This is a genomic window from Shewanella sp. Isolate13 (genome assembly GCF_022398325.1).
Classification (GTDB): Bacteria; Pseudomonadota; Gammaproteobacteria; order Enterobacterales; family Shewanellaceae; genus Shewanella.
The window spans coordinates 32,156-52,331 of sequence record NZ_JAKEVD010000024.1 but is presented as its reverse complement, the minus strand read 5'-3'; the positions used below and the strand labels follow the sequence as shown (position 1 = coordinate 52,331).

The window sequence follows — 20,176 nt, the reverse complement described above, 5'->3', positions numbered from 1 at the left end:
CCCACTTTTGTGCTAATTTACTCACTTAACGAGATGTCCAAAAGTATTAGTTCAGCTCGGTTCTCCCTACGCCAGAATCAGGCACATTAAGCGTTGACTTAGTTCATCCGCACCTGATGCGCCCAATGATTGGGCACAACGGGTGCGAATTGACTAATGCCAGTTTCGTTCGAGCCTTAACGCAAATCTGTTGTCACGAGAACACTTATTTACATTGCATATGGTACGACTGAACAGTTTTTAGCTGTACTTCAGGATTAGTGCTGATAGCCTCTCCTGATAAACACCCTGCACACTGAACCCCAAGTCTATTAGCTACTTTGGTTGCATCAATCCAATTATAACCAATAGCTGTTGATGAAAATATGCCTAGTCTAGTATTAACATTCCCTGTTAAAGTGTTAATCCCGTCCGTCCACACGATATCATCTATAGTTTCACGCCATCCAAAATGAACTTGCATACTTTCTTCACCCGATACCCCAAAGTTATCGTTAATATACTCTAAAGCATCTGTTATCTGTCCCGGCCCAGCAATCCCATAATGTGAGCCTATATGTGTTTCTGGATACACCTGTTGACAAATATCTGCTGCAACTCCCAATGTACCTATATAAGGTGCTCTAATGTTATTTTTGCTATCAATATAGGGATAAATCACTCCCGTTGCGTTTTCGTACTCTTTACCAGATATAGCCGGGTGGAAAACAAAGTCGCCTATTGATTGAGGAACAGACACCCCCCAAGTCGAATTTACATGTTCATCAGGGTCAACAATCTTGATAGTAATCGTTTCTGTATCTACTTGTGTTAAATCTTGATTCTTGTTCAAACCTTGTGCCATCAAATCGGGGGATTTTACTGCATAATTAGGTATGCCAGCATTCGGCACACCATGCGTGTCTACCGGGTTAAGGCCAAAGGTATAAAGATCCGAAAAACTAACGCCTATCTCGTACTCATCACCAATATCCGGTGCTTCAGAGAGAAACGCCCCATCCTTATAACGAGCACCTGCTATCAGCCAGCCATTTTTGTCTTCTTTAGCAAACTGCCCAAAACTATAGTGGTACTTACTAAGGTGCTCCACCCCTTTGTAATAATAACTGTCACCGTAGTTTAAAACCTCTACCTCCCATTCGTCACCAGAATAGCCAACCACTTTAAGAAAGCCTCCCCCATGACTGTTGCTTGTCACATGCTCATCCTGTGTACCATCACTATAAGTTATGGTTGCAAACAATTGGCGTGCCGAACCAACAGGCACCTCTGCTCGCGTGGTATTCACTAAATCAACACCAGTTGCCCCCTCTTCTGGCTCAGGGAAGAGTTGGTGTACCTTTATCTTATCGATAGCTAGACCGACAAAGGGCACAGTAAACGTCGTTTCTTCCCCTTTGTATTTCACATTGTAACTAACTAATATATCATCCATACACATTAAATCTCTCGCTCTACGGCCATTTTGTGTGCAATCCGGAAAGTGAGAGCTATCTTTCGAGAAGAACTCCCCAGTTAAGTAGTCAAAATAAGCTAACGATCCACCACTTAACGCAGTAAGTTCTACATCCTTTATGTCAACAGCAACTCCATCATAAGTAACCTTTAGGTAAGCGGTATCACCCGCAGCCAAAATGGTATCCCCTGTACTTACGGTGCGTTCGCCAACAACCCAAGCCATCAGCTGTAATCTTTCCTCTTTGACGTTTATGTTAATTTGGTTGCTGCCTACCCCCTCATACCTTGCTGAGAGCGTTGCGTCACCAGGGGTTAAACCTGAAAGCGTCAAATTGGTTATTGAGACAACTGTTGGCTCATCAATAGTCCAGTCAACATTTGTTAAGTCTAATGAGTCATATATCTGGCCATTAACCCCCACCGCTTGCAGCGTCAAATTCGTGGTTCCCCCCTTTTCAATCGCTGTTGAGTCGGCGATTAATATCAAGCTTGTATAAACCACTCCACTTACTTCAATATTTTGCTCTTTATCCACCCCACCAAAACTAGCGGTGATTTTATCCGTGCCTTCAGTCAGTCCAGTGATGTAGCCAGCAAAAATACCTACGTGACCACTTGCACTACCAAATATAGTCTGACTAGTCACATCGGCCTCAGCGGTGCTCCCTTCATAGGTAGCCCAGACTTTAATTTCCTGTGACTCGCCCACTTTGAAAGTAGATTTAGTTAGCTCAACACGAAGCGACTTTACCGCCTTCTCCACCACATAAACATCGATATTGGCAGAGATACTTGCGTTAGTTTTAGCCGTTGCAGTAATAGTGGCATTTCCTTCTGCATTTGCGGTCACTAAACCATTTGTATCCACACCGACACGAGAGCCGGCACTTGATGTCCAGTTAAAGTTACTCGCAGCAATACCATACTCGCCCCCATCACTGTAATACCCCTTTATACTCAACTGTTGTGTCAAGTTTTGATTGAGCTTCACTGAAGTAGGACTTAGCGTAATGCGTTCAAGTGTTGCCCCCGTCACCGTCACCACAAACGTCTGCGGTATGCCCGCGTATGTCGCTGTTAATGTCGCCTGACTCTTAACCGTTAAGTCAATGGTATCACTTGCCGTAACCACGCCACGACTTACCGCAAATACGCCTAGGTCACTTGACCCCCACACAGCAGAGCTTGTTACATCAAGCGTAGTACCATCACTAAACGCCGCCTCGAGTATAAACTGCGCAGACTCCCCTTTAGGGATGCTAACCTGACTTTGAGCGAAAGAAAGCCCTGTCACTTTTTTGCTTTGCACTAATACCGCAACCTTCTCCGATTTAACCGTATCAGCTCCATCGGCGTACTCGACCCATACCTGAGTTACCCCCTCTCGGTTTGCGTTAAGCTTGTTAATGGCGTTAAAGCTGGCTATCGCATCATTATCACTCTTAAAGCTAAAGTTGGTATCGGTTAAGTCAATTGCTTTGGTGCTATTATCTGAGTGACGCCATAGAGTAGGCAGCGCTAACGATTCCCCTTGGTTTAGTGTGATAGCAGCATTACCATTGAGTTCAAGGCTATCTGTTACTGCCGAGGTCACTTCAACCTCTACCGAAGCCGTCTTACCCCCAAAACTCGCGGTAATAGTCACCGTGCTATCAGTACCATTACCCACTGCTGTCACCAACCCCTCTTGACTTACACTGACCACGGCATTGTCCGTCGTTGACCAATTTGCTGCATCCGTTTGTATGACCGTACCACCATTGGTATAGGTCGCCTCTACCGCTAACTGATACGTACGCCCCTTCGCCAAATCCACTTTGGATGACGGCGTCATAGCAAGAGATGTCACCGCTGCCGTATTCACATGCACCGACTCTTCGTTTGATGTAATCCCCCCAAACGCTGCCGTAACTACCGTGTTACCAACCGCTCTTGCGTACCACACACCATCCATAACGTAACCAATCGATGGATCTTCCACCTTCCAGTAGACACGCTTTGCGGCGTCATAGTCGTTGTTTGCGCCATCTTTAAAGTAAATCAGGGCGTTCAGCGGTGCGCTTTCTCCTATAGCGAGCGAGTGAGCTTGCGACAACTCAATGTGTACCGACGTTACCTCACCAACAACCTTAACGGTTAGGTTGGTCTGACCATCAATACCATCTTTGCTGGCATGAACAGTGATGACACCTGGCGCAACCGCATTCACATCACCTTGATTGTTGATGGTTGCAACCGCGCTATCAGAACTTGACCAACTCACTTGGTTAGTGATGTCCAATGTTACCCCGCTATCATAGTGACCCAAGGCATGATAACGCTGATGTTGTCCCACATCCATTGACTGGTTCGCTGGCGTGAGAGTGATACTTTGCAGTGTCACATCTGCCACTGTCACCGCAATCGCATCGTTGTAGGTGCCGTAACTTGCTGTAATGGTGATGCCACCATCGGCCTTGGTGTTAAGCTGACCTTTGGTCACATTCGACATTTCGCCAATGGCGCTGTTACTGCTTTGCCAGTTCACAATCGAGGTCACATCCACTTGCGTCCCATCATCAAGTGCTGCTATCGCTTTGAGTGAATAACTTAAACCTTTCATTAAGTCTTGGCTGGCATCAAAGCTCGGCACGATGCTAAGCGATGCAGCTTGGGCGCCTGTAACCGTAACAGGTACCCTTGCTGTACCCAGTGTCTCGCCACCTGCTGGTGTGTACTCTGCATACACCAATGAGGCGTCGGTGGTGCGATGGTCGTTAACATACATACCATGACCGCCCAAATTCGCCAAAACAACAGCATCCCCATCTTGTTTATAAGTCACGCCTGTTGTAAGTGCAGCGCTGCTGCCATCCGAGTAGAGACCGTTGACAGCAAGAAGGTAATGGGCTTGGCCATGATGTAGCGTCATCGGTTTCAGTGGTGCGCCTTTTGATACGTCCATCAGCACAATGCTTTCAAGCGTTGCGTTGGTTGTCGTAACTTGTGCAGTGGCCTCAACACCTTGGTAAGCAACCTTAACTGTTGCCACGCCACTGTCCTCGTTAGCCGTGACCTCGCCTTGGTTAACCGTGACTGATGTTGGTACCATACCAGTGATACCGTCAGGTACAATCGACCAAGTAGCACCTGTGTTATCAATCACTTCGGTAGTGTGGTCAGTGTAAATCGCCGTCAGCGTATAAGTGCCGCTTACCCCTTTTGGCAACGTTTGCGTTGCAGGGGTTAGCTGCAAGCCTAATATCGCTTTATCGGCCACGGTAAAGTCCTTTACTTCAGTGGCTTGCTTGCCTTTGAAGATCGCATTCAGATTGGTTGTACCTTGTGCATGGCCATAAATCTGACCATTGGTCACATAGGCTACGTTTGTATCAACACTTATCTCAGCCTGATTTGTCACATTAACCGCTGTAGTGGTATCACCCTCATAGTATGCATAGACATCAAAGGTCGTACTCGCGCCTTTATTGATAACCATGGCACCGATTTGAGTTTCAATACGGTCTACGCTACGCTCAATCACAAACACATCCGCACTGACCGTTTCACCGTTAAGCGTTGCCGTGATGATCGTGCTGCCTTGTGCCACACCCGTTACTGTGCCTTGAGACACGCTCGCAAGCGTGTTGTCTGCCGATGACCAACTTGCGGTCGTAGTTTGCTCTTGCGTACTGCCATCGGTGTAATACGCCGTTAAGGTTAGGCCTTTCGTTAACCCCTGATGCAACTGCATTGAATTCACATCCAGCGTAACGTGCGTGAGTGTCGCACCCGATACTGTCATGGTGTGCGTAGCTGTTTTGCCTTCATAGTTCGCGGTAATAGTGCTGTCACCGGTGTTAGTGCGACTCGCTGTAACCTCGCCGTTAAGAACGGTCACCTTGTCCGTGTCCGATGAGACCCATATGGCGTTGTGGGTCACCTCTGCTGTCGTGCCATCGGAGTACGTCGCCTCAAGCACAAAGCTGCCTTGCGTGCCTTTAGGTAGGGCAGGTGGCGTTTGCGTAAAGGCGATGCTTCTGACCACTTTACCCGTCACGACCACATCCACCTTCTCAGATATGAAGGCGTCAGCACCCGATTGGTATACCACCCACGCTTGCGCCTTACCTTCGCTAAATGTGTTGATCTGACCTTTGTTTGTCATATCAAACTCCGCGACTGTCGGGATGGCGGTGGTTGCGCGGAACGTCAGGTTGCGGTCTGTACTAACCGCCGTGCTTGAGGTGCCGTCTGAGTAAATCACCGTTACCTCTGGGGTAGCAGTGTCGCCTTTTTTTAGGACAATATCTTGCCCTTGATTAAACACCACTTGCTTTACACTCTTATTGGTGATCGTCAACCCAGCATCGGTACTTAATGCACCAACGGTTACCGTCACCAATACTTCACCTGAAGTATTGGTGCTGACTTCCCCTTTAGTTGCCATGCTAGCAATCGTGGTCGCGCTGCCGTCTTTGGCTGTGACAACCCACGTCGCTAGACTGGTCACGTCATGCTGTTGACCGTTCGTGTATGTTCCCATCAGCGCGTAGCGCTGCGTTTGACCCGCTGCCACACTGGATGTGGTAGGCGTCAGCGTCAGGCTTGATAACGTCGCATCGGTAATATTCATAGTAAGAACATTACTTGTCTTCCCCCTAAAGGTCGCAGTCAGGTCGGTATCACCTTTAGCTAATGCGTAAAACTGACCGTTTTTCACTACGCCATTAAGGGGTTCACTGGAGACCCAAAGCACATCTTGAGCACGATTAACCTCTTGCGAACCATCGGTGTAGGTCACCACAGCCGTTAGCGATGCGTCTTGACCTTCTGGAAGAGACGTTGAGTTTGCACTGATTTGAATCGACTGCACAGGCTTATCGTTCACCGTAAGAGGGACCGAGGTACTGATACCGCCTTTCGCTGCAGTTACCGAGACTGAGCCTATTGAGACCGCCCTAGCAAGACCTGTACTTGCATCGATGGTTGCCATGCTTGATGGCACCGAACTCCATGACACTTGGTCAGTCACGTTCACCGCAGCGCCATTACTGTAGTGCGCGATTGCTTGGTACTGCTGGGTTGAGCCAACACTCAACGATTGCATGGTTGGCGTCACATCAAGTGAAGTTAGTCTTGCGTCAATCACTTTCACATTAAGAGTGTCACTAAAGCCCGCGTAATGTGCTGTAATGTCGCTCTCACCGCCTTTTTTCGCCTCAAACATACCGCGAGCGTTAATTACACTAGCAACGGTTTCATCGCTTGATTGCCAAGTGACCAGAGAGGTAATGTTGACGGTGGTACTGTCCATCAGTACCGCTTGAACGCTCACGCCGTATTCAAGCCCTGCAATACGATATCCTGTAGGGTTAAAGTCTGGCACAATCGCTATGCTCTTCACGCTCGCGCCCGTCACATTGATGATGGTGGCGTTACTGGTGAAGGTTTGTCCGTCTGATGCGTAACTGGCCGAGATATTAGCAACACCTTCTTTTAATGCCGTGATGGCACCATCACTTGCAATGGTCGCCACAGTATCGTCAGAGGTCTGATACGCCACACCCGATGTTAAGGGTTGCACTGAACCGTCTGACAGGCTCGCGACCACCTTCAGGTTGTGAGTGCCGCCAACAGGCAACACGGTCGATGCTAAAGGCTTGTCCGTTGCAACATCGAGCAGCTCGATGCTATCGATGATCGCCCCGCTTGTTGTGATGGCTGCCGTTGCGCTTTGGCCTTGGTAAACAGCTTTAATTATTGCGATCTTACCCACCTCCGTGGCGGTGACCACACCAGCACTTATCGTCACACCTTCACCACTGTCTACAGACCAAGTTACGTTCGACGCCGGAATCTCTGCAGTGCTATTGTCCGAGTACGTCGCTATTAGCGTCAGCGGCGCATTGTAACCTTTCGCTAGCGTGACACTTGCTGGCGTAAGCTGCACTGACGATACGGTTGCATTTGATACCGTTAAGGTCTCCGCCGTGCTGGTTTCCCCTCTAAAGGTGGCCTGAATGCCTGAGCTACCAGATTTTAAACCGCGAATGTAGCCATTGGTCACCAGAGCTACGCCTGGATCTGATGATACCCATGCCACTTGGCTGGTAACATCTTCACTGGTGCTATCCGTGTAAGTCACTCGCGCCGTTGCACTCGTACTCTGGCCAGCGGCAATACTGCTACTGCTGAGCGTCACATTCACCGATTGAACGCTGCGCTCAACGATAGTGACATTTGCCTGGACTTGCTGACTTGGGTCACTACTTAACGTGGCTATCACGGCCACGCTGCCCGCCGAGACGGCCGTCAATTTGCCATCGCTATCGATGGTGGCATTGCTATTACTGACCGACCAACTCACTTCCGTGTCAAGTTCTTGCGATGTACCATTATTAAAGTTCGCAGTCGCGACAAAACCCTTCGCTTGACCCGCGGTCACCGTCGTAAATTGTGGTGACACAGACAAGTGAGTTAACGTGGTATCGTTCACTACCACATTCGCAGTGGCGGTTTTGCTACCAAATCTTGCCGTATAAGTGGTTTTACCGGCCGCAAGGCCCACTAGAGTATGGTGAGAAGCAAACTTCGCTACAGAATCATCCGCTACAGTCCACGTTACGTTTGGGGTAATGTCGACACTAATGCCATCAGTTAAGGTTGCATGCGCTTGCGGAGTGTCCGTCATACCTTTAACTAAGGTAACATCACCAGTCGTGACGGTAATCGATGCCACCTCTGCACCGCTCACTGCCATTACCACCACTTGAGAGGTGAGCGTTTGACCATTGTCGACGTAACTTGCTCTAATATCTGACACCCCTTCTTGGTTTGCGTTAAGCGTGCCTCCACTTTGCGTCACAGCATCGCCTGTGATGGTGTAAGTTACCTTGCTTTGCTCGAGATTAACGCTTGTACCATCGGAAAGTTGACCAAGCAGTTTGGCATCAACACTCATGCCCTTCGCCAGCAGCATTGAATGCAGCAGTGGAGTGTCGCTTAAGTCGGTTAGCAACACTGAATCCAGCGTTGCGCTGCTTGTCGTGATGACCGCTGTCGCGCTTTGCCCTTGGTAAACCGCTTTAATAGTGGCGGTTTTGCCAGCTTCGGTGGCCGTAACCACACCATTACTGATTGTGACGCCCTCGCCACTGTCGAGCGTCCAGGAAATGTCCGTCGCAGCAGGTTGCGTAACTAGGCCGTTACTAAAGAAGGCGCTTGCCACCAACGAAGTCGAGTAGCCCTTGGCAAGAGTTGGATTCACAGACGTTAACTGAAGACGCTCAACCATTGCATTAGTAATAGTGACAATTAAGGGCGCTTGCTTACCACCATAAATGGCGGTCGCTGTGATTGGCGCGCTATGGGCCTTACGAGCCACAACCACCCCCTCACCAATAACAGCATAGTCCGTATCAACCTGCCACGCCGTTTGCGCCGTAACATCCACAAACACGCTTGGGTCAGTGCTGTAATTTGCCTCAACCCTGATGGCGGATGTACCACCCTCGGGCAGGGTTGTTGTTGTAGGTGTCACGCGAAGCGACTCAACCGCCTCAGTCCTATCTGCAATGTAAACCACAGACTGCGCACTCATGCCACCAAATGTCGCCGTCACAGTGACCTCTCCAGCCGTGCTGGCCGTCAATATCGCCGTGTTCGGCGTAAAGCCTGCAATGATGTTATTGCTGGATGTCCAAGTCGTTTGTGTTGATACATCGACCTTAGTGTTATCTGAGTAAGTCGCCTCTAGAGTATAGGTTTGCGTCGCACCTTCGATAATGTGCACACTGCTTGGTGACAGAGAAAGAGAGGATAGTGTCGCTGAGGTAATGCTCAGCGTCTTTTGTGCTTGCTGCCCACCAAAGGTGGCCGTAATCGCTACGCTTGGATCTGAGCCATCTTTTGCCCATACCGAGCCCGCATCCACAATCACACCGCTTGCATTTGATTGCCAATACGCCGCCGAGGTAACATCCAACTCACTACCATCATCAAATATCGCCGTAGCAGAGAGAGCCTCTGTAGTGCCAGCCACGATAGACGCGGCACCACCAATGCGAAGCGCAGTCACTTTCGCCTCAGGCACCACAAGCTGTGCTGTCGCCTCAAAACCACCGTACGAAGCGCTCAACGTGACAGAACCAGACGCCAGTGCGCTGACTTCACCACTTGTGTCTACAATCACAATATGGTTATCACTTGAGCGATAATCACTCACGCTAGAAGTGATGTTTTGCTGGCTATTGTCTGAGTAAAAACCCAACACCTGCATTGATGCTTTACTGCCTTTAGCTAGCGTCTGAGTGATAGGATTAAGCGTCATGCCCGTTAAGGTTTTCTCTTCAACCTTAACCAATGCTGGCGCTTCTAACTCAGCCCATGTCGCTTTGATGGTAGTGCTACCAACGCCAACACCTTGAACTTGCATCGCCCCCCCCTGGTTAGAGAGTGTAGCAATGCTACTATCTTGCGTTGTCCACGACAACCCCGCTGCCGAAGATGCATCGGCTACATGCCCATCCGAATAGGTCGCCACCGCATGAAGCTTTGCGCTTAGTCCTTTCACAAGGTTTACTTGGCTTGGCAAGATATCTAGACGTACCGGTGTCGCATCCGTAACTTTGATGCTTCCTTTACCACTATCGATAGTGATACCACCCGCGCTAAAGCTTGCGTAACCGCTCGCTTCACCTTTAGCTTGACCAGTAAATAGCCCTTGAGGATCAACGGAGACAATCGCATCGTCACCGCTATGCCAAGTCACTTGGTCAGTAACCACGTGTACACTACCATCAGAGAAGGATGCCATCGCCTCAGCCTGACCACGCAGCCCGACTGGTAATATCACCATACCGTCCGCGTCTGCTTTTGGTGAGGTAAAATACGTAGACAGCGCAGTCAGCTTCGCGTCCGTCACAGCCATATGCACGCCATCACTGAGCACTCCCCCCAAATAAGCTGTCACATCAGCCTGGCCAACACTTGTCCCGTAAGCAATGCCATCCGCCACAGTTAGCACGCTCGGTGCGCTGCTTTGCCAATTCACCTGTGAGGAAATATCTTCCACACGCCCATCAACGTACTCACCCATGGCGCGAAGCGTAGTAAAAACACCTTGAGGAACATATGAGCTATCAGCGTGCAGCGTGATCCCCACCAAAGGCGATGCCGTCACCGACAACGCCACCGAGTTCGACTCAACCCAGTTGCCATGACGGTCTTGCGCTTTCGCGCTCACCACTGCCACGCCTTCTGATTTAGGGTGAACATCGCCATTTACATCAACATCCGCAATGTCATTATCGAGCGTATACACCACACCCACCACATCAGTGTATGGCAAGGCAGTACCATCGGTGTACTGCGCCACCAACGACAATGAGCGACCTTGCTCTGATAAAGTCACCGTTGCATTAGAAGGTGATAATACTAAGGCGCTGATATCAGCCCCTTTTACCGTCACCAACGCAGGCGGTGATTGAACCCCACTAAAGGCAGCTGTCAGCGGGATGTTCGCTTGCTCAGCCACCCCCATAACTAAACCACGTTTATCCACAATGATTGCTGAGTGCTCACTCCACGACACTGAAGAGGTGATATCTAACTTACTGCCATCCGATAGCGTGGCCATCGCACGGATCTCCCCCTTTGCGCCCTTTGCAACATCAAGTTGAGTTGGCGTAATATCAATGGCGGTAACCATTTCACCACTGACTTTCACGATCGCCTCATTAGAACGAACGCCATTTAATTCATACGTGATGACAGCCTGACCCGCACCTAGCGCCTCAAAATAATCATTATCAACCTGAGCCACAGCAGCATCACTGATCAGCCATCCACCTGTTAACACATCGCTCGCAAGGCGAGCAGTACTACCGTCAACATAGAAAGCATCAAGGCGGTAGAGAGATTCCCCCCCCTTAACCATCATCTGCTCAGCTGGCGTTAATTGTAAGTGTTCTATCACCTTATCATGTACTTCTACCATGACAGGCTCAGTACGGTCATCACCATATATTGCCACCACTGCCACATTCTCATCCATTTGAAAAGGCACTTTGAGCATAAAGCCATCAATCACAAAAGGCGCATCTTCTGTAGACGCATCACCTAATGCGCTACTTTTGGTCAGCATGGACTGATTGCGCTGATATTCAAACGTCACATCAGAAGGATCCAAGTAAACAATGGAGTCGTCCTCATGCGTCACGCGCACCGCAATAGAGGTCTCTTGACCTGGAGAGAGGGTTATGGAATCCGTTTGCCCACCAATCACTAACTGCATTGAGGCGATAACAGGGGCTGATGGATCGACATCTGGACCATCTTCAAGGAAGTCACGGTCACCGCCACCACAACCAGCAAGAGCGGCGACCAATAAAAGCGAAATTAACGCATGAAATGAACGATTGATTTGATTGATAAACATAATTACACACCCTAATTAAACTGTTTTTGACACTGAAAGGTGAAAACGTAATCGACGCGTCGCTCGAAGAGGTTTGCAATCGGCGCTAAATTGACGTCTGCCCTGTCATACCCAGACGATAGAGCATTTAGGCGCCCAAGCGAGCCTCCTAACGCTTTTGTTAAATAATCCTGTACATTTAACGCCCGCCTTTCAGCGAGCCAGACATTGTATTTGGCACCACCCACGCCATCGGCGTAACCATTAATGGTTGTTGCCTTTAACTCACACCCTTTAGCGATAAACTCGCGCGCTCTGTCGATTGCAGCCATTGGATAGCTAAGGCGCAACTGTGAGGAGTTTGTGTTGAAATACCATGAGCCGAAAACCTCATGTTCACTGCGCAGCACTAGCGCAGGCTCACGGGTATTCTTGACCGCCGTAACAGCTCCAGCTTGGGTAAATGCTCTTACACGCTCAACCTCTTGCGGGTCCGGATACTGAACGGATTTAGCTGCGCGATAATCGTCACGGTTCGGCGCACCACAACAAACAAGCGAAAAACTAAGCAGGTGGGAGTTTGCGGTGCCGGTATTATCTTTACCCAACTCTGAAATAAACTGGTACTCAAGCCGACCAGACCAATCATCAAAAAGCGGGAATTGATAGCCAGCACCTAACACTGGCGAAAAGCCGTAATCGTAATCCGTTTGCTTTTTAGGTGTAGTCAAATAACCGGCCCAAGGGGCAATCCCCGCTTTTAAAAACAAACCTCCCTCACCAACGACATCGTAAAGCGCGGAGAATTCGGCAAGATAGAAACCACCACGATTACCATTTGCTTCAACCCCCTCTCCTAACGAAAGCAGCCCAGCTTCAATTGAAAAACGCTTATCGATTGTTTTGTTAGCAAAGAAGCCATAAGCAAATGTATCGGGCGAGTGCATATGATTGGCATAACGCTGGTAAGCCATCTTGAGACCGAACTCGATCGAGTCATCTTCTTGAGCATTAGCATTAAAGGAGCTCAACGTAAGAGAGCCCAACAGTAATGCGCTAATAAGTAAGTTTGTATTCATATGTAGTAACCGTTTTAAGCTTGAACAGTGATTTTCCGGGACTCCAAGAGAAAGCCTTGGTAGTAGGCTCGCTTGGTATTAAGCAGCTTTACAGCTAGCAACTGCGCAACTGTTTCAATGCGTTCAAACACGATAAACTCAAAGCTTTTGCTCAACTCATGCCAGTCACGAGTTGAGGCGAAGTCTAAATACTCACCTTTAACACTTGGTACCTGCAGTTTTATTGAACTAAAAAGCGCTGTAAGCTCACCTTCCCTGTAATCCCCCCCCTGCCAATCGAAGTCATCCGCGCACAGATGGACTGCGTGTTTTTTTAAAAAGCGCAACCCTTCCTTAAAAGTCTGACAGGTTGAGCACATGTTTCTTTCGGTGATCTCACAAACCAACTCCATGCCACAACGCTCAAGCATGTGAGAAAACTCAACTATTTTTTTTAGCAACTTAGAATCACAAAACTCATAGGTTTCAAAGTTTACAAATAGGCTTTTACCTTCAAAATCATATTGATAGACTCTCTTGTTATTCTCAATAAAATAAAACAGCCTATCCATTAACAAACCCGCATTAAACACCCGTCCCTCTGCAACACCGACATTATCAATAAGCACTTCATACCCGATAACCCCCTCATCACCATAGACCTCTTCAAGTTTGTAACTGACACTTGCATTGAGTAAATCCTGCCCCAAAAGCGCCATGCCAGACGAATGCACACCTTCATCAGCAAATAGTTTGCAGTCATCAAATCTACACATTATCCAGCCCCTCATTTATAAGCATGTACCCAACACCTCTGACGGTAATCACCCTATAAACAGTGTCGACTAAAAGACGCCTTAATTGACAAGCCAGCACAGTTAAACTGCCTTCGCCGACCCCCTCCCTCCCCCAGACAAACTTCTCTAAGTCTATTTTGGATAAAACTTGATTTTGGTATTCAATGAGCAAACACAACAACTTCACCAACCGCATACTGCAGCGCTTACCTTTATCAAACCCAGGAATAAAGAGCATGACAGTATCTGAATAAGTTAGTTTTTCTTGAAGATTGAATTTGACCTCAATATTATTATTGAAAAGCGCTCTATTTTTGCTGAATGCACAATTGACGCAATGATAAGCATCGCACATCACCACATCATCACTTTTAACTAATGACATATCCTTCACACCCTTTGCTAACAAACCAATTAAAAAACACCTCTTGTATTTGATTATTTTATTTAACTCTCCACACTATTAATAATTACAAAGGATTAAACACTATAAAACAAAACAAAAGAGGATTACTTTATAAGCAGTGGGGGGAGAAAACTATTATCATCAGTGAAACAAGATTACGCGAAATGATAGAAAACCAGCCTCAAGCCATTGTTTTAAAAACATAACTGAAGCGGCAGACAGAGTAGGGTTAGGGTTTAACACAAAAACGGGCGACCCGCCAAAAGAAATAACAAAAACAAAACAAAACACCACAAAAAACGCCACAACAATTAACAAGTGTAGCATCAGAAAGTGACATCATAATAAATAAGTATAAAATCAGCTTTGCTATAATTAACAGGAAAGCAGCCAAGCAATAATTATTACGAAACAAATAAGGACGTTATTACAGCCCTGCTAACCCGTGTCACATTAAAAACAATTGGAAAAAATAATCAATTATAATTAAACAACTGTTCTCGCAATTGGTATTATTAAAAAATGAAGTCTAGATGTCGACTGCATACAAGTTAATATCATCACACCCTTTATTGGCCCAAAGCTTCGGCATCTAGTCTTCGACCCAAAATTAGAAATTAGGTAAGGCTGAGTCGTCACTACATTTACAATAATTTTCTTAAGACTTAAACCATGTAGCTGGTCGTCACTCATCACCAAAAGAATTTGGTATGTTTTTGAGAATATTGAAGTTGTATGTCTGGATTATTTCGCCAACAAGCCGTTGAGGCGCAAAAACAAAAGTTGCACGGTGGTAAGCCCCTAGAACAGTAGACACTTCATAGAGTTATAATGAACCAAAAAATATGAGGTGTTACATGCGCAGAAAACGTTATCCCGATGAGTTTAAAATTGAAACTGTCAAACAAGTCACTGAACGTGGTTATAAAATCGGTGATGTGGCAGAAAGGTTAGGTATCACAACCAAAAGCTTGCATAACTGGATTAACAAGTTCGATAAACCAGAGAAGCAACACATCACTATCGATAATCAGCAAGACGAAATTCGTAAACTAAAAGCAGAGCTTAGGCGAGTCACGGAAGAGCGAAATATACTAGAGGAGGCCGCCGTGTACTTTGCAAGCGAGTCAAAGAAAAGTACACGTTCATAAAGTCTCGACTCGACCAATATCCCATAGCCGTACTGTGCCGAGTGCTTAATGTTCATCGTAGTGGTTTTTATGCTTGGCTAAAGCAGCCCAGCAGTAACCGAACTATTGAAGATACGCGTCTTCTGGGCAAAATTAAGCAATTTTGGCTAGAGAGCGGTTGTGTCTACGGCTATCGAAACCTGACTTTAGACTTGAAAGACGATGGTGAAAGTGTCGGGAAAAATCGTGTTTATCGGATAATGAAGGAAGCCAAGATAAAGGCTATACGGGGCTACAAGCGAAATCCAAGCTTTGGTGGTGGAAATGTTAGTCATACTGCACCAAATACGTTAAATCGTGGCTTTGATGTCGCAGAACCCAACAAGGTTTGGGTGACCGACTTTACTTATATCCGTACTCATGAGGGCTGGCTATATTTAACAGTTGTTATTGACCTCTTCTCTCGTCAGGTCGTGGGCTGGACGATGAAAAACACACCTAAAGCTGACTTAGTAATTGATGCGCTATTAATGGCCATTTGGCGACGTTCACCGAAAGGTAAGGTTTTGATACATTCCGACCAAGGAGTGCAATATACCTGTTCTGATTGGCGGAGCTTTTTAAAAGAGCACAATTTAGAAGCCAGTATGAGTCGACGAGGAAACTGTCACGATAATGCTGTCGCCGAAAGCTTTTTCTCATTGCTGAAGAAAGATAGAGTTAAGAGAAAAATCTATAAAAACAGAGATGAGGCTCGCTCAGAAATATTTAACTATATCGAATATTTCTATAATCCTGTGCGTCGTCATGGTAGTAATAATGGACTGTCTCCAGTGCAGTTCGAAAAGCAGTACTTTGAGAAACAGTTAAGTGTCTAAGAAATTAGGGGCTTACCAATACTCACAAAGTACCCGAATATTGCAAATGCCTGTCAAGCAGTATTAGAGAAAGATGGTCAGCAGTTTGTTAAATTAAATGCTGAGTTTGTTCGCTATCATGAGCCTCATAAAGTGCAATTAGAAGTATTTGAGCGAGATGGTACTAAAGAGCGTCAAACCATAGCAGTAAAACGCGATGCTAAAGTAGATACCGGTGGTAACAAAGTGGGCTGGGACGCCTTGCCCAAAGGGTACAAATTAGAATTTTATATACCTAGCGACCGATTTGAAATTCATAAAGTCACAACTGTCACACCACCCTCCCAGCCATCACAATCAGCGATACTGCCCAAAACTGCTTCTTGGTTGCCAGCGTTAGGTGGATTAGGTGTCATACTATTAGGATTAGGTGGTGTTATTTCAAGGCGCTACCAACGTTAACAACGTTTTTAACAAATTGACGTAATTCTCCACCTATAACAATCGAGTCTTAGCGAGATGGCTTAGGTGGAGATGAAGCCATTAGCGCAACACGCTAACTATGTAGGTAGCTCTGATTCTCAATGCACAACTTCAAAAATAAAAAAGCGCTTAAAAAATGATTCAATTTAGTTGTGGCGCCAGAGTTATCTATGTAGTGACAGAAACGCTCGGTTGTTGCGCGCTTCTGTCAAGTATTTAGTTAAAGCAAAAGGAACGCCGCATGCGTATCAGGCTCAATAAGACTGCCGTTAAAGGTGCTTCATGGTTATTCATATTGTCGCACCTGTTGTTTCTTTCAGGGTGCAGCCATACCCCCTCTGAAGTCACAACCATTTCGCTTCAACTGCCTAAGAATATCGAACGGTATAAACACCTAGCCGCTCTTAGTGCGCAAGAGGGAACAAACTTATCTTTAGATGAATTTGACATGATTTCATCGGAGCTTACCGTGCCTTGCGCACAAAAATACCAAACATTGATAACGGCCACAGTCACCCCCTTCACTCACCACCCCTCAGCAGAAAAGGTTATTTACTTTAATGTCATAGAGCATACTGCTTATGTCGTTTTAGCTATGGACGAAGATGCCTGGGCCGGCATATCTGCAACCCTTGCCGCAACGCGGCCATTGCTCACCCTCAACTTACTTCAATTCAAAGAGATTCAAACGGTAAAATTTCAGCACCCTCAACCAATTTTTGTTGAAACTTCAAGTCATTAGGCTAAGCTTACGGAACTAACCACTCCGCTTTTTGCCTGTAAAGAGCCGATTTACCCCCAGAATTTAAAGAAGAAGCCATTAAACGGAAACATGCGATAAAAACTATATAGCCCCATTTCAAGCAGTTAGTTGTTCAATAAGGTCCTAGTAAGGCGTGCACAGTTATGAACTCGCAACAGGTATGCGCACTCAATCACAACGCGACACAATTTAACTTGACAAACCGAAGCGCAAACCGTAAACCCTTGATGTACAATAAATAGACCCGTGGATAACCAGATGACACTCTTCAAAGTATTAGTATTGGTTTTATTGCTTTCCGTTTCATCCTTCGCTAGTGCTTGCACGAGCTTTATCTTAAAAACAGTTGATAATTTGCCAGTTTATGGAAGAACCTTGGAGTGGGGAGCATTTGATTTGCACTCTAACCTATTAGTCGTTCCTAGAAATCAAAATTATACATCTGACCTTGGCAAGGGAATACAAGGAATGAGTTGGAAAAATAAATATGGATTTGTTGCTATCAATGCACTTGATCAACCTTTTGTTCTTGATGGTATGAATGAAAAAGGACTGACCTTAGGTGCGCTCTATTTCCCTGATTTTGCCGAGTACCAGAAACAAGAAGACAAGTATCGTTCAGTTTCTGTCAACAACATTGATTTTTCAAGTTACATATTGGGAAACTTTGAGCGAGTTGAAGAAGTCTCCGCCGCGCTTCAAAAAATTCGTGTTGTTTCTAATGTAGAGTTGGAAAAAATATTTGGTGCTCCTACCGACCTACACTTTGTAGTTACAGACAAGTCAGGAAGTTCAATTGTAATTGAGTATACTAATGGAAAGCTAAACATTTACGATAATACTGTCGGTGTTATGACTAACGCCCCTTCTTACGATTGGCATCTTCTTAACATTCGCAACTATTCTCAGTTAAGTCCTTTTGCTCAATCAGAGCAAATAAAAGTGGGGAATATTATGCTAAAGCCATTTGGTCAAGGTAGCGGTATGCAAGGGATCCCAGGCGATTCGACTCCTCCATCCCGATTTATTCGAGCCTTAGCATTTAAGTCGAGTATTATACCTTTAAAAACCACAGATGAAGCTATCAATGAAGCCTCTAGAGTTTTGAACAACTTTGATATCCCGAAAGGAGTTTCGAGAGAAGGTGATAAAGAGAATTTTCACATGGACTACACGCAATGGTCAGTGATTGGAGATATAGATAATCTTCATTACTATTGGTGGACTGAGAACAATCGCCGTATGCGAATGATTGACTTGAACAAACTGGATTTCGATGCAGCTAATATAATTAAAGTGCCTTTGGATAAAAATAAAGAGCAAGATGTATTAGAAATAAACCTTTCAAACACCTCGCATAACTGAGTTGGGTATTTAAATAAGGAGTAGTTTATACATGGAGTCGATCGATTTTAATTAAAAATATAACCGCAGCACACTTAGCTCATGGTGATGAAGCTGCGATATTTCGAGTGATAATTTTTTATTAGACAGAAGGAATTGGAAATAATGAACAATAAATTGAAAGCAATTCTGCTTACATCAATGCTGCCATTTACCGCTAATGCTGCACAAGAACTTACCCCTTGGTACGTCGGTGGAGGAGTAGGTATAAACAACTACGAACCTAACTGCGATCAGAAAACCATGAAAGAGTGTTACGGAGATGATCCTTATGCTTGGGATGTATTTGGTGGTTATCTGTTTAACGACTACTTCGGTGTAGAACTGGGTTATCGCGATCTAGGGCGTGCCGAATGGGTCGACTATGCCAACAAACTTAACGACGCTGGTGCTCGCGGCATGACACTCGGCTTGGTCGGTTTCTGGCCATTCGCCAACCGCTGGAGTATGTCTTTTGAAGGGGGGGCAATGAACTACCTGCTATCAAACAACAAACAGTGGGGAAGTGAGTACTACAGTGATAGCGGTGTAGCGCCATACTTTGGTGCTGGTATCGGTTATAACTTTACTGAGAATCTCAAGTTGCAAGCCAAGTATCGTCGCTATGAAAATCTCGACGAAGACAAGTGGAACACTCTTGAAATGGAAAGCAATTACTGGGGCCTAGAACTTAGCTACCGCTTTGGTCACACTGTACCGGCTGCTGTAGCCCCTGTCGCTATCATACTAAAAGATTCCGATATGGACGGTGTGACTGACGACAAAGACCAATGTGCAGATACCCCAGGTACCCATAAGGTAAGCGCGAATGGCTGTACGATTTATCGTGAAGTCACTGAAAAGCACAAACTGGGCAACATTCGTTTTGCCAACAACTCAGCCATTGTACACACTGACTCATACGGTCAAATTGAAAAACTGGCCAATTATCTGAAGCAACACCCACAAGCGACGGTGTTTATCGGTGGTCATGCTTCAAAAACGGGTAACCCGGATTACAACATGAAATTGTCAGAGCATCGTGCTAACGCTGTTGCTGAATTGATAGTGAGTCAATATGGCATTAGCCAAGAGCGCGTAAGCTATAAGGGTTATGGCATCACAGAGCCACTGATAGAAGGTAGCAGTGCTGAAGCAAATAAGGCTAATCGTCGTATAGAAGCCTATATTTCGGGCACCCAAAAGGAAGCAGTATTAAAAGATGAAGTAGATAACTCGATGGAAAAAAAAATAAGTTTAGTCTGCGAAAGTAGTGATATAGCAGGAGGCTGGTCTAAGAAAGATATCACTCCTGTCGCGGTCGAAGTTTTAGACTTTACGCTTGGTACAATGTCTATAGATACATCTGGTGCTAAATTAACTTCTGTGTACTCTCAAATTGTAAATGGTGTAAACTATGCCATTGAATTTGATATAAATGG

8 protein-coding genes and 1 pseudogene are annotated in these 20,176 nt (G+C 46.1%); 5 read left to right on the top strand and 4 right to left on the bottom strand.

The window, feature by feature from the left end; all coding sequences use genetic code 11:
* Positions 1-205: 205 nt before the first annotated feature.
* From L1D44_RS15090 to L1D44_RS15075, 4 genes are read right to left on the bottom strand one after another with little or no spacing between them, the layout of a single operon-like run.
* The gene (locus tag L1D44_RS15090; RefSeq protein ID WP_239891906.1) at positions 206-11,878 is read right to left on the bottom strand and encodes an Ig-like domain-containing protein; all 11,673 of its coding nucleotides are present in this window, start codon (positions 11,876-11,878) and stop codon (positions 206-208) included.
* Positions 11,879-11,889: 11 nt separating this feature from the next.
* The gene (locus tag L1D44_RS15085) at positions 11,890-12,936 is read right to left on the bottom strand and encodes an OmpA family protein (protein WP_239891904.1); all 1,047 of its coding nucleotides are present in this window, start codon (positions 12,934-12,936) and stop codon (positions 11,890-11,892) included.
* Positions 12,937-12,950: 14 nt separating this feature from the next.
* Positions 12,951-13,691 carry a hypothetical protein gene (locus L1D44_RS15080; RefSeq protein ID WP_239891902.1) on the bottom strand — a complete coding sequence of 247 codons (741 nt, stop codon included), beginning with the start codon at positions 13,689-13,691 and terminating at the stop codon, positions 12,951-12,953.
* Positions 13,684-14,097 carry a winged helix-turn-helix domain-containing protein gene (locus L1D44_RS15075; protein WP_239891900.1) on the bottom strand — a complete coding sequence of 138 codons (414 nt, stop codon included), beginning with the start codon at positions 14,095-14,097 and terminating at the stop codon, positions 13,684-13,686. Before L1D44_RS15075 ends, L1D44_RS15080 begins: the two co-directional genes overlap by 8 nt.
* An 878-nt stretch (positions 14,098-14,975) precedes the next feature.
* On the opposite strand from L1D44_RS15075, the gene L1D44_RS15070 reads away from it, so the two are divergent.
* The 5 genes and pseudogenes from L1D44_RS15070 to L1D44_RS15050 all read left to right on the top strand — a co-directional run.
* A protein-coding gene (locus tag L1D44_RS15070; RefSeq protein ID WP_239891898.1) for an IS3 family transposase occupies positions 14,976-16,126 on the top strand; the annotation gives its coding sequence in 2 pieces (ribosomal slippage) (positions 14,976-15,216 and positions 15,216-16,126; 1,152 coding nt in all).
* Between the two features lie 132 nt (positions 16,127-16,258).
* Positions 16,259-16,567: an LPXTG cell wall anchor domain-containing protein gene (locus tag L1D44_RS15065; protein ID WP_239891896.1), complete on the top strand. Its 309-nt coding sequence runs from the start codon at positions 16,259-16,261 to the stop codon at positions 16,565-16,567.
* Between the two features lie 262 nt (positions 16,568-16,829).
* Positions 16,830-17,330, top strand: a complete 501-nt coding sequence (locus tag L1D44_RS15060) for a hypothetical protein (RefSeq protein WP_239891894.1) — start codon at positions 16,830-16,832, stop codon at positions 17,328-17,330.
* Between the two features lie 279 nt (positions 17,331-17,609).
* Complete coding sequence (locus L1D44_RS15055) at positions 17,610-18,716, top strand: choloylglycine hydrolase family protein (protein ID WP_239891892.1); 1,107 nt, start codon at positions 17,610-17,612, stop codon at positions 18,714-18,716.
* Between the two features lie 144 nt (positions 18,717-18,860).
* Positions 18,861-19,955: pseudogene (locus L1D44_RS15050) on the top strand (OmpA family protein); the annotation flags it as partial.
* Between the last annotated feature and the right edge of the window lie 221 nt (positions 19,956-20,176).